At 68.2% G+C, this 12,225-nt stretch carries 11 protein-coding genes; 8 read left to right on the top strand and 3 right to left on the bottom strand.

The features are described from left to right. Positions 1 to 2 precede the first annotated feature (2 nt). The gene (locus ACYVIO_RS12775; protein WP_460650923.1) at positions 3 to 515 is read left to right on the top strand and encodes a DUF1990 family protein; all 513 of its coding nucleotides are present in this window, start codon (positions 3 to 5) and stop codon (positions 513 to 515) included. A 59-nt stretch (positions 516 to 574) separates the two neighbouring features. Further along, a complete protein-coding gene (locus ACYVIO_RS12770; RefSeq protein WP_460650922.1) occupies positions 575 to 1,018 on the top strand; it encodes a GNAT family N-acetyltransferase in 444 nt (147 codons plus the stop codon). Positions 1,019 to 1,173: 155 nt separating this feature from the next. Here the strand turns inward: ACYVIO_RS12770 and ACYVIO_RS12765 are convergent, their stop codons facing one another. Then, the gene (locus tag ACYVIO_RS12765; protein ID WP_460650921.1) at positions 1,174 to 1,899 is read right to left on the bottom strand and encodes a hypothetical protein; all 726 of its coding nucleotides are present in this window, start codon (positions 1,897 to 1,899) and stop codon (positions 1,174 to 1,176) included. A gap of 233 nt (positions 1,900 to 2,132) precedes the next feature. Between ACYVIO_RS12765 and ACYVIO_RS12760 the strand changes: the two genes are divergently transcribed. After that, a complete protein-coding gene (locus ACYVIO_RS12760; protein ID WP_460650920.1) occupies positions 2,133 to 2,819 on the top strand; it encodes a uracil-DNA glycosylase in 687 nt (228 codons plus the stop codon). Here the strand turns inward: ACYVIO_RS12760 and ACYVIO_RS12755 are convergent. Next, positions 2,797 to 4,563: an ABC transporter ATP-binding protein gene (locus ACYVIO_RS12755; RefSeq protein ID WP_460650919.1), complete on the bottom strand. Its 1,767-nt coding sequence runs from the start codon at positions 4,561 to 4,563 to the stop codon at positions 2,797 to 2,799. The genes ACYVIO_RS12760 and ACYVIO_RS12755 overlap by 23 nt on opposite strands. Continuing rightward, the gene (locus tag ACYVIO_RS12750; RefSeq protein ID WP_460650918.1) at positions 4,560 to 6,269 is read right to left on the bottom strand and encodes an ABC transporter transmembrane domain-containing protein; all 1,710 of its coding nucleotides are present in this window, start codon (positions 6,267 to 6,269) and stop codon (positions 4,560 to 4,562) included. The genes ACYVIO_RS12755 and ACYVIO_RS12750 overlap by 4 nt, the downstream gene beginning before the upstream one ends. Positions 6,270 to 6,475: 206 nt before the next feature. Between ACYVIO_RS12750 and ACYVIO_RS12745 the strand changes: the two genes are divergently transcribed. The 5 genes from ACYVIO_RS12745 (at position 6,476) to ACYVIO_RS12725 (ending at position 12,225) form a co-directional block, all read left to right on the top strand. Continuing rightward, positions 6,476 to 7,675, top strand: a complete 1,200-nt coding sequence (locus tag ACYVIO_RS12745; RefSeq protein ID WP_460650917.1) for an ROK family transcriptional regulator — start codon at positions 6,476 to 6,478, stop codon at positions 7,673 to 7,675. A gap of 87 nt (positions 7,676 to 7,762) precedes the next feature. Next, the gene (locus ACYVIO_RS12740; protein ID WP_460650916.1) at positions 7,763 to 9,103 is read left to right on the top strand and encodes an ABC transporter substrate-binding protein; all 1,341 of its coding nucleotides are present in this window, start codon (positions 7,763 to 7,765) and stop codon (positions 9,101 to 9,103) included. After that, complete coding sequence (locus tag ACYVIO_RS12735; RefSeq protein WP_460650915.1) at positions 9,103 to 10,068, top strand: carbohydrate ABC transporter permease; 966 nt, start codon at positions 9,103 to 9,105, stop codon at positions 10,066 to 10,068. The genes ACYVIO_RS12740 and ACYVIO_RS12735 overlap by 1 nt, the downstream gene beginning before the upstream one ends. A gap of 16 nt (positions 10,069 to 10,084) precedes the next feature. After that, complete coding sequence (locus tag ACYVIO_RS12730) at positions 10,085 to 10,975, top strand: carbohydrate ABC transporter permease (protein WP_460650914.1); 891 nt, start codon at positions 10,085 to 10,087, stop codon at positions 10,973 to 10,975. Beyond that, positions 10,972 to 12,225, top strand: coding sequence for a 6-phospho-beta-glucosidase (locus ACYVIO_RS12725; RefSeq protein WP_460650913.1), 1,254 nt, complete (start codon positions 10,972 to 10,974; stop codon positions 12,223 to 12,225). The genes ACYVIO_RS12730 and ACYVIO_RS12725 overlap by 4 nt, the downstream gene beginning before the upstream one ends.

The raw sequence follows: 12,225 nt of genomic DNA, 5'->3' as shown, positions 1-12,225 counted from the left end.
CCATGACGACCTTGGACGACCTGGCCGCGTTGCGCTTCTCGTACGACGCGGTCGGGTCGACCCGTTTCGACAGCACCCCTGAGGGCTATCACCGGATGGACCTCCGCACCCGGCTCGGCGAGGGCGACAAACTCTTCCGCCGGGCCGGCGAGGTCGTCACCACCTGGCAGATGCACCGAGCGGCAGGCGTCCGGATCTTCGCCACCGACACCCCTGCCACCATCGGCGCCAACTGCCTGGGCCGCCTGGGTCCGCTCACGATCCCCTGCCGAGTCGTCTGGACCGCCGACGACGACGGCCAGATCGGCTTCGCCTACGGCACCCTCCCCGGCCATCCCGAGTCCGGCGAGGAGTCCTTCCTCGTCACCAACGAGGCCGACGGCGTCTTCTTCACCCTCCGCGCCTACAGCCGCCCCGGCGCCTGGTACACCAAGCTCGCCGGCCCCCTCGGCCGCACCACCCAGAACTTCTACGCCCGCCGCTACACCAAGGCCCTGCAGCATCTAGTGGCCTGAAGAACCTCCACCGAAGTGGACCGGTACGGCATCCCCTACGGCTCCCTAGGCTCCGGACCATGATCCGCGAAGCCACCACCGCCGACATCCCCCAGCTGGTCGCCGCCTACGACTGGCTCTTCGCCCCACCCGGCACCAAGCCCACCCAGTGGGACCCCGCCGCAGCCGCCGACCGCCTCACCCACGTCATCCCCGGCCCGCGCACCGCCGTACTGGTAGCCACCGACGACGACCAGGTCATCGCCTTCTGCACCTTGTACCTGGACATCGAGTCCGTCCGCTTCGGCCAACGCTGCTGGCTGGAGGACCTCGCCGTCTCCCCCACCCAACGCTCCACCGGCGTAGGCACCACGCTCCTGAAGACCGCCCACCAGTGGGCCGCCGACCAGGGCGCCACCCACCTCGAACTGGACTCCGCCAACACCCGCACCGACGCCCACCGCTTCTACAACCGTCACACCCCAGGCGCCCTGTCCACCACCTTCAGCTGGCCCCTGGCATAGCAAAGGCCCCGCAAGCTCATACCCTGCGGGGCCGCCGACATTTCTACCCGCTCGAACCACCCCTCCAACCAACCGACACGCAAACACTGCGTGACGTCCGCCACCTGCTCCCCCTGCCAACGTGCACGACGCTCTGACGTCACCCGTTGGCCTGATCAGTTCCCGAAGATCCAGTGCTCCACAAGGACAACACTCAGCGCGACCAGGAAGCCCATGACAACGTCGGAGCCGTCAATGGTGGGAAAAACAACCTTCCCGGCCAACGCGGAGGGCCGGCGTGCACCGGAGTGACCACGTCGCCGAAGATCGCGGCCGCGCCTTCTCGCACCAATCGCGCCTCCATCGCCCTGATGCCACAAAACGGCGGAGAGCGCCAAGAATGCGGCCGAGAGGAATCCGATCAGAGCCGAGATACCGCGATCGGGAACGAACTCAACGGCGAATGCCATCGCTACGATCGCACCTATCGAAGCGACAAGGCCGGGCAGGGCTACATATCCATGCCGGAGTAATCCAATTCGCTGCTGCACCCGGAAACATTCGTGCACCGCATCTTGCGCCATGCCGGCTGTGTGCCAGATCTGCCGGTAGTTGGGATGCCTGGCATTCGACACGTGCGCGACAGAGCCATCTTCATAGGTGACTTCGATCGTGTATCCCCGTGCTTCGGCGAGCATGGCAGTGAGCTCAGTAGCCGAAACCTGTCCGAGCCAGGTGCGCCGGCCGAGATATCCGTCCCGCAGTTGCACGCTCAGCACCGTGGCCGACGTCGCGTCTTCGAGCCGCCGCAAGCCGTCGATCAGTCCTTCGAAATCAGTACTGAACCTCGGCCATCGCCTGTTGTACCGTCGGCGGCATTCATCCCACTTCACCTGCTCCACGGCTACATTCTGTCACCAGCCAGCGCTGCTGAGTTGTCAGTATTTCATCCGTCAGCATCTGGTCCGGCCTGACACGGATGTACGTCAGCCCGCGAAATCCTCCGCAGTATCCTCTTCCTCTCTTCCTCTCTTCCTCTCTTCCTCTCTTCCTCTCTTCCTCTCTTCCTCTCTTCCTCTCTTCCTCTCTTCCTCTCTTCCTCTACCCCGGGGTGCACGACGACCCGAGGACTGGGATGCTGTGGCGGGTGAGTTCCAAGTTGGGTGACCTGATCGCGGCGGACTGGGCCGAGGCCCTGCAGCCGGTGAGTGACAACGTGGCGCGGATGGGTGAGTTCCTGCGGGCGGAGATCGCCGCCGGGCGGCCGTACCTGCCGGCCGGGGAGAACGTGCTGCGCGCGTTCCAGCGGCCGCTCGCGGACGTGAAGGTGCTGGTCGTCGGCCAGGATCCCTACCCGACGCCGGGCCACCCGGTCGGGCTGAGCTTCTCGGTCGCGCCGGACGTGCGGCCGGTGCCGCGCAGCCTGGCGAACATCTACCGCGAGCTGATCACCGACGTCGGCGTCGACAAGCCCACCAACGGCGACCTGACGCCGTGGGCCGACCAGGGCGTACTGATGCTCAACAGAGTGCTCACCGTGCAGCCGGGCAAGCCCGCGTCACACCGCGGCAAGGGGTGGGAGGCCGTCACCGAGCAGGCGATCCACGCGCTGGTGAAGCGCGGCGGTCCGCTCGTCGCGATCCTGTGGGGACGCGACGCGCAGACGCTCAAGCCGATGCTCGGCGATACGCCGTACGTCGAGAGCGCGCACCCGAGCCCGATGTCGGCCGACCGCGGCTTCTTCGGCTCCAAGCCGTTCAGCCGGGTGAACGCCCTGCTGGTCGAGCAGGGCGGTTCACCTATCGACTGGCGCCTTCAGTAGCCGTGCCGGTCCAGCTGTGCCAGAGCTGGGCGTAACGACCCCGGGACGCGAGCAGCTCCGCGTGCGTCCCGGACTCCACCAGCTTGCCCTGGTCCATCACGACGATCCGGTCAGCCTGCTCGGCCTGCGTGAGCCGGTGAGCCACCACCAGCGTCGTACGGCCCTCTGTGGCTGCAGCACTCGCCCGCTCGAGCTCACGCGCACCAGCTGATCCCGCTTCGGCCGTCGCTTCATCCAGTACGGCGACCGCCGGGTCTGCGAGGACCAGCCGAGCCAGCGCGACCTGCTGCGATTGTGCACCGGTCAGCTGCTCGCCGTTCTCGCCCACCTGGGTGTCCAGCCCGTCCGGCAACGCTCGGACCCACGCCAGCGCTCCGACTCGCTCCAGCGCCGCCTCGACCTCGTCGACCGTGGCGTCGGCCTTGGCCAGCCGTACGTCGTCCACGAGCGGCCCGGAGAACACGTGGACCTCCTGACTCAGCAGGGCGACGTACGAACGCGTCCGAGCCTCGCCGAGCTCCCGGATGTCCACTCCGCCGATCCGGACGACCCCACCGGTCGGCACGAGCACCCCGGCAGCCACAGCGGCCAGCGTGGTCTTCCCGGCTCCACTTGCTCCGACCAGCGCGACCCGCTCGCCCGGCAGCAGCTTGAGCGATGCACCGTCGACCACCAGCGGGCCGTCGTACGAGTGCTGGACGTCGACCAACTCCAGCGTCGCATCGGCGGGCTCCGGGCCGGCGGGCGGCTCTGGCTCAGTCGGGATCTCCACTACGCCGGCCAGCCGCGCCAACCCAGCCGCCGCGGTCTGCACGGCGTCGAACTCCATCAGCAGCGCGCCGATCGGGTTGAACAGCCGGTGGAAGTACAGCGCGGCCGCGGTCACCGCGCCGACCGTCACCAGATCGCCGCGGACCAGGAAGAACCCGGCGGTCAGGATCGCGGTCAGGCCGACGAACTCGGCGTGGTTGATCCGCGACGAGAAGAAGCTGAACAGCCGGAAGACGTTCAGCGAGAGATCCCGGGCGACCGCCGAGCGGTCGCGGATCCGTTCGAGCTGGGTGTCCTCGAGCCGGTACGCACGAACGGTCGCGCTGCCGCGCAGCGAGGTGATGATCGCCTCCGAGCGTTCGCCGAGTGCCGCGCGTTCGCGGGCATAGAAGGGAGCGGAGCGCGGCAAGTACCAGCGCAGGGCCCACAGGTACATCGGCATCGACAGCAGGCCGGCCACACCGAGCCGCCAGTCGAGCGCGAACAGCCCGGCGGCCGTCAGGATGATCGTCAACGTCGCCGACAGCAGCACCGGCCCGATCTCGGTCAACGCCGCCGCCACGGACGAGACGTCGTCGCCAACGCGCGACAGCAGGTCGCCGGTCCGCACCTTGTCCAGCACGGGCGCCGGAAGCTGCAGCACCCGATCGAGCACCTTCTCCCGCAACCGCGCGAGCACGGTCTCGCCGACCCGCGCCACCAGCGTCACGCCGATCGTGGTCAACGCACCGGACACCAGAGCGCCTATCCCGATCAGCAGCACCACCCGCACGACGGCCGACCGGTCGGCCCCTGAGGCGATGTCGTCCACCAACATGCCCAGCGCCCAGGGAGCCACCAGCCCAGCAGCACTCGCCACGGTGATCACCAGAGCAGCAACGAGAGACGTCCCCGGCAACTGCCGAATCTCCCGCCAGAGCACCGACCAGGTAGTTCGGGGACCAGCGATAGGTAGCAGCTCAGGCTCACTCATCGGAGCACCGCCTCGGCATAAGCAGTGTTGCCCGCAGCCAGCTCAGCATGCGTGCCTTCGGCAACAACTCCACCGTCGGCCAGCACCACGACTCGATGCATCTTCCCCAACAAAGCCGGACTACTCGTCAGCACCAACGTCCCCAACGTCGCCACCCCACGGACCTCGGCCAACCCTTCGGCCAGGACCTCCTCCGTCACCGCGTCCACCGCAGTACTCGGGTCGTGCAGCACCAACACCGGCGGCTCAGCCAGCAACGCCCGCGCCAGACCAAGGCGCTGCCGCTGCCCACCCGACAACGTCCGTCCCCGATCCGACAGCGGATGATCCAGCCCATCAGCGTGCGCATCCACAACATCCACAGCCGCCGCAGCAGTCACCACTCCACGCAGCCGGCCCTCATCAGCCGAAGACCCAGCCAGCAGGTTGCTCCGCAACGTCCCCTCGAACAGATCCGTGTCGTGCTGCTCCACAAGTACCGACCGCCGCAGCAGGTCGATATCCAACTCCTCCATCACCTGCCCACCAACGGCGACAGACCCCGAGTGCTCCGGAGCCCGCCCGGAAACGACCGCCAGCAAGGCATCCGCGTCACGAGGGTCGTAGCAGAGCACCCCCACCAGCTCACCCCGCCCAACCGTCAGATCCACTCCAGCCAACGTCTTGTGCCCCACCCCGCGAAGCTCCAGCAGCGGCCGCTCAGGATCCACCGAGGCAACAGTCCCGGTCACCATCAACGGCGGCGAGCTCAGCACCGACGCCAACCGAGCAGCAGAAGCGCGCGACATCGCCAGCACCTGGCTGACGTACCCCAGCGTCCCCACCGGCTCAGCCACGAACTGCGCGAGCCCCACCACCGTGATCAGCTCACCGATACTGATCCGCCCGTTCAACGCGAACCACCCAGCCACACCGGCCACCGCCGCCAGCAGCAACCCGCTGGCCGCCGTGGTGAGCCCGTCCTGCAACCCATTGGTCGAAGCAGCCTTCAACGTGGCCCGCAGCGTCGCCTGCGAAGACCGCCGGTACCGCTCCGCCGCGTTGTGCTGCGCGCCGATCCCTCGCAGCGCCCGCAGCCCGCTCACCAGATCAGTCGCCAGCGCCGTCGTACTGGCTACTGACTCCTGCTGCGTAGAGGTCCGCCGAGTCAGCAGCGGCGACAGCGCCTGGATCCCCACCACCAGCAGCGGTACGCCGACCAGCACACCCAGCCCCAGCGGCACGTCGATCAGCAGCAGCACCACCGACGACACCACCAGCGCCGTGGTCGCCGCCGTACCGATTGCCAACGCCCGCATGATCAGCGCAGCCTTCTCCGCGTCCGACGTAGCGATCGACAGCAGCTCACCCGCCCGCATCCCGGTCCGGTGACCGCGCGGATCCAGCACGCGCTGCGCGACCTCCAGCCGCAGCTGGTGCATCTCGTACTCGGCCGAGCGCACCCCCTGCCGCGCACCGGTCTTCCAGGCCGTCGACAGTACGGCGAACAGCCCGGCCATCATCAGCACGCACCACAGCAGCGGCTCCAGCCGGCCGGTCGACACCGCGCGGTCGACGAAGATGCCGATCGTCACCGGTACGGCGGCCTCGGTCGCCTGGTGCAGCGACAGCCAGAACACCCCGAGCGCCAGCCGCTTGCGGTGCCGGCCGACCGCGCGGCGCAGCACCTGGCCGCCGGTGATCGTCTCCCCCACTTGGTACGCCACGAACAAGCACTCCCCACAGATCGGACCAGGTAAGCCCACCCTAACCTTCGGCCCGGCCAGCACGGTTCGGTCACCGGTCCGCCCAACTGATTGACACCGCCCGGCGCGCACCGTACGGTCTCGCGATAATAGGAAACTTTCCTAACAGTTGGCGGGAATCGGCACGGCACCCGCATCAGACGGCCGAAGGAGGGCAGGGTTAGCGCATGGCCAGTACACCCGGCACTCCCCGCCTGCTCCGCGCGATGAACGACCGCGCCGCTCTCGACCTGCTGCTCGCCCAGGGACCACTGTCCCGGACGACGCTCGGCAACCTGACCGGCCTGTCCAAGCCGACCGCCTCCCAGCTGCTGTCCCGCCTGGAGAACGTCGGCCTGGTCCGCCCGAGCGGCACCAGCGCCGGCCGTCCCGGCCCGAACGCCCAGCTCTACGAGATCAACGGCGGCATCGCGTACGTCGCCGGCCTGGACGTCACGCCGACCCGGATCCGCTCGGCCGTCGCCGACCTGACCGGCAAGGTCGTCGGCCGGTACGAACTGCCGACGCCCGGCCGCAGCGCCAAGGGCACCGTCGAGCGCGTGGTCAAGGCGATCGAAGGCGCTCTCGGTGAAGCCGCCCTGACCAAGGACCGGCTGCACCGCGTCTCGATCGGTACTCCCGGCGGCTTCGACCCGACGACCGGCCGACTGCGCTACGCGATGCACCTCCCGGGCTGGCACGCGCCGCATCTGCTCGAGGAGCTCGCCGCCGCGATCGCCGTACCGCTCGAGGTCGAGAACGACGTGAACCTCGCCGCCGTCGCCGAGCAGCGCGTCGGCCACGCCGCCGACAGCGACAACTTCGTCCTGCTCTGGGGCGAGGAGGGCATCGGCGCCGCGGTCGTCATCAACGGCCGCCTCGTCCGCGGCGCGACCGGTGGCGCGGGTGAGGTCGCCTTCCTGCCCCTGCCCGGTACGCCGCTGGTCCGCAACGTCGGCCGCAACAACGCGGGCGGCTTCCAGGAACTGGCCGGTGGCGAACCCGTCCTGGCCCTGGCCCGGTCCCACGGCCTCAAAGCCCGTACGGCGGAAGCCGCGATCGCCGCCGCCCTGGACACCCCAGGCGCGGGCGACGCCGTACTGGCCGAGTTCGCCCACCGGCTTGCCGTCGGTCTGGCCGCCGTCGTCGCCGTGGTCGACCCCGAACTGATCGTCCTGGCCGGCGACGTGATCACCGCCGGCGGCGAACGCCTCCGCGGCCTGATCCAGGAGGAGCTGGCCGAGCTGGCCGTCCCCCGCCCGCGGCTGCTGATGACCGCCGTACCCAACGACCCTGTGCTGTCCGGGGCCCTGCAGTCCGCCCTGACCATCACCCGCGACGAAGTCTTCGACACAGCCGGCCCGACGAGCGGGGGCGGCACCGACTAACCACCCGCACCACCTCGAGAACCTCCAACGGACAGGCGAGCCGCCTGCTCCGGTGGATCCGTACGCGCCAGATCAGGGAGAAACGTCATGTCCCGTGTCCACAGGGCAACTCACAGGGTCGCGCTCGCCGCCGCCGCGGTCGCGCTGCTCGCCACCGCCTGCACCGGTACGTCGAGCGCGCCGCCGGCCAGCGACGACGCCACGAAGGAAACCACGATCACCTTCTGGCACGGCTGGTCCGCGCCCAGCGAGGCGGCCGCGATCGACGCCAACGTGAAGGCCTTCGAGGCCGCGCACCCCAACATCAAGGTCAAGGTCGTCGGCAACATCAACGACGACAAGATCAAGCAGGCGCTGCGGGCCGGCGGCCCGAACTCACCGGACGTGGTCTCGTCGTTCACCACCGACAACGTCGGCACGTTCTGCCAGTCGAAGGTCTTCGCGGACCTGAAGCCGTTCCTGGAGAAGTCGAACGTCGACCTGGACAAGACCTTCCCGAAGGCGCTGCAGGACTACACCCAGTTCGAGGGCACGCGCTGCACGCTGCCGCTGCTGAACGACGCGTACGGCCTGTACTACAACAAGGACGCGTTCAAGGCCGCCGGCATCACCGCCCCGCCGAAGACGCTGTCGGAGTTCGACGCCGCCGCCAAGAAGCTGACCAAGGCCAAGGGCGACAGCTTCAGCCAGCTCGGCTTCATGCCGAACTTCCACGGCTACGAGTCGACCACCACGCACTTCGCGGCGCAGTGGAACCCGACGTACTTCACCGCCGACGGCAAGTCGAACCTCGCCGCCGACCCGGCCTTCGGCAAGATGCTCACCTGGCAGAAGAACCTGGTCGCCGAGCTCGGCGGCTTCGCCAAGCTGGAGAAGTACCGGGCCACCTTCGGTGACGAGTTCGGTGCCAAGAACCCGTTCCACACCGGCCAGGTCGCGATGGCGATCGACGGCGAGTGGCGGCTCGGGATGGCCAAGGAAGCCGGCGCCAAGTTCGAGATCGGCGTCGCGCCGTTCCCGGTGCCGGACGACCAGGTCGACAGCTACGGCAAGGGCTACCTGTCCGGCACGATCATCGGGATCGCCAGCACCAGCGAGAAGCAGAACGCGGCCTGGGAGCTGGTCAAGTACATGACCACCGACACCGACGCCGTGGTCAACTTCGCCAACGCGATCCACAACGTGCCGTCCACGCTGGACGCGCTGAAGTCGCCCAAGCTGCAGGCCGACGAGAACTTCAAGGTCTTCCTGGAGATCGCCCAGCACCCGAAGAGCAGCACCACCCCGGCCAGCCCGAACGGTGGCGCGTACCAGCTCACCCTGCAGGACTTCGGCTTCGCCTTCGAGGCCGGCAAGCAGGCCGATCTGGCCGGCGGCCTGGCGAAGACCGACCAGCAGATCGACAAGGACCTCGCGCAGGCCAAGTGATGACGACCGCCTCAACTCTGGTGAAGCCGGCGCCCGGGCTGCGTAGCAAGCAGCGCCGGGACCGGCTCCGCATCCTCGCCTTCCTGTCCCCCTGGCTGATCGGCGTCAGCGTCTTCTTCCTCTACCCGCTCCTGTCCACCGTCTACTTCAGCTTCATGAAGTACGACGGGTTCACGCCGCCGACCTGGACCGGGCTGAAGAACTGGTCCTACGTCTTCAACGACTACCCGTTCTTCTGGCCGGCCCTGCGCAACACCCTGTGGCTGGTGATCGTGATGGTCACCCTGCGAGTTCTGTTCGGGCTCGGCATCGGCATGCTGATCACCAAGGTGAAGACCGGCGCCGGGTTCTTCCGGACCGCCTTCTACCTGCCGTACCTGGCGCCGCCGGTGGCCGCGACGATGGCGTTCGCGTTCCTGCTCAACCCTGGCACCGGTCCGGTGAACAACATCCTCGGCAGCCTCGGCCTGCCCCAGCCGGGCTGGTTCAACGACCCGTCCTGGTCGAAGCCGGCGCTGACGCTCCTCGCACTGTGGGGAATCGGCGACCTGATGGTGATCTTCATGGCGTCGCTGCTCGACGTACCGCAGGACCAGTACGAGGCGGCGTCGCTGGACGGCGCCGGAGCGTGGCAGAAGTTCCGGTTCGTCACGCTGCCGAACATCTCGCCGATCGTGCTGTTCGCGGTCGTCACCGGGATCATCCAGACCATGCAGTACTACACCCAGCCACTCGTGGCCGGGAAGGTCGCGAGCGGTGTCATTGGTGGCTCAGGGCAACAGTTCCAGCCCGGGTACCCGGAGAACTCGACGCTCACGCTGCCGCAGCTGGTCTACAACCTCGGGTTCCAGCGGTTCGACACCGGTGGCGCGAGTGTGGTCGCGCTGGTGCTGTTCGCGCTCGCGATGGTGTTCACCGCCGTACTGATGCGCCGCCGCAGCGGCTTCCTGGGCACGGACGACTGAGGGGCCTGGCCGAAACATGACGATGACGACTTCCCTGACCGCCGCCCCGGTCGCGATGACCGCGGCGGGACGCACAGCACGGCGTACGAGGTTCCTGCACTGGATCGCCGTGCACTCGTTGGCGATCGCGGCCGCGTTGTTCTTCCTGCTGCCGTTCGTGTTCGTCGCGCTGACCGCGCTGATGAGCGACCAGCAGGCACTGACCCGCGACCTGTGGCCGGACGCCTGGCACTGGGAGAACCTGCGCACGGTGTGGGAGACCCCGGGCTTCCTGACCTGGTGGAAGAACACTCTCCTGTACGCCGGGTTGGGCACCGCGCTGACGCTGCTGTCCAGCATCCCGGTCGCCTACGCCCTGGCCCGCTTCAAGTTCCGCGGCCGGAACCTGGCGCTGATGCTGGTGATCGCGACGATGATGCTGCCGCCGCAGGTGGTGATCGTGCCGATGTACCTGTTCTGGGCCAAGCAGCTGCACCTGTCCGGAACGCTGTGGCCGCTGATCATCCCGATGGCGTTCACCGACGCGTTCTCGATCTTCCTGCTCCGGCAGTTCCTGCTGACCATCCCGAAGGACTACGTCGACGCCGCCAAGGTGGACGGCTGCGGCGAGTTCAAGGCGCTGGTCCGGATCGTGCTGCCGATGGCCCGCCCGGCCATCGCCGCCGTCGCGCTGTTCCAGTTCTTCTACTGCTGGAACGACTACTTCGGCCCGCAGATCTACGCGTCCGAGAACCCGGCGGCCTGGACCCTGAGCTACGGCCTGGAGTCCTTCAAGGGCGCCCACCACACCAACTGGAACCTCACCATGGCAGCGACCCTGCTGGTGATGGCGCCGGTGATCATCCTGTTCTTCTTCGCCCAAAAGGCCTTCATCGAAGGCGTCACACTCACAGGGGTCAAAGGTTGAAACTCACAGTCGTAGGCGGCGGATCCACCTACACTCCCGAGCTCGTCGACGGGTTCGCCCGGCTGCGTGACTCGCTGCCGGTGGACGAACTGGTCCTGGTCGACCCGGCCGCGGACCGGCTCGAGCTGGTCGGTGGTCTGGCCCAGCGGATCTTCGCCAAACAAGGACATCCCGGCAAGGTCACCACGACCAGCGACCTGGACGCGGGCATCGACGGCGCGGACGCCGTCCTGCTGCAGCTGCGCGTCGGCGGTCAGGCGGCGCGGAACCAGGACGAGACGTGGCCGCTCGAGTGCGGCTGCGTCGGTCAGGAGACGACCGGCGCGGGCGGGCTCGCGAAGGCGCTGCGGACGGTTCCCGTCGTACTGGACATCGCGGAGCGCGTACGGCGGTCGAACCCGGACGCGTGGATCGTCGACTTCACCAACCCGGTCGGCATCGTGACGCGGGCGCTGCTGTCCGAGGGGCACAAGGCTGTCGGGCTGTGCAACGTGGCGATCGGGTTCCAGCGGCGGTTCGCGCGGTTGCTCGGGGTGACGCCGGAGGAGGTGGCGCTGGATCACGTGGGGCTGAACCACCTGACGTGGGAGCGCGCCGTACGGGTTGACGGGGTTGATCGGCTGCCCTCGTTGTTGGCCTCGCACGTGGGTGAACTGGCGGATGATCTGCACCTGCCGGCTTCGCTGCTGCTGCAGCTGGGCGTCGTACCGTCGTACTACCTGCGCTACTTCTACGCGCACGACGAGGTCGTCCGCGAGCTCCTGGAGAAGCCGTCGCGGGCCGCCGAGGTCGCGGCGATCGAGAAGCAGTTGCTTGATCTGTACGCCGATCCTGCGCTGGACGAGAAGCCAGCGCTGCTGGAGCAGCGTGGTGGGGCCTACTACTCGGAGGCCGCTGTCGCGCTGGCGTCGTCGTTGCTGAACGACACCGGCGACGTTCAGGTCGTGAACACGCTGAACAACGGCGCGCTGCCGTTCCTCCCCGATGACGCGGTGATCGAGGTCCCGGCGACGGTCGACGCCTCCGGGACGAAGCCGCTGCCGATCTCACCCCTCGAACCGTTGTACGCCGGGCTGGTCGCGAACGTCACGGCGTACGAGAATCTGGCTCTCGAAGCAGCTCTGAAGGGTGGTGCGGACCGCGTGTTCACGGCGTTGCTGGCGCACCCGCTCGTCGGGCAGATCGAGTACGCCCAGGCGCTCACCGACAAGCTGCTCGCGCACAACCGCGAGTACCTCCCGTGGGCGTGA

The organism is Kribbella endophytica (assembly GCF_054781295.1).
This window is presented reverse-complemented; position numbering and strand designations above follow the sequence as displayed.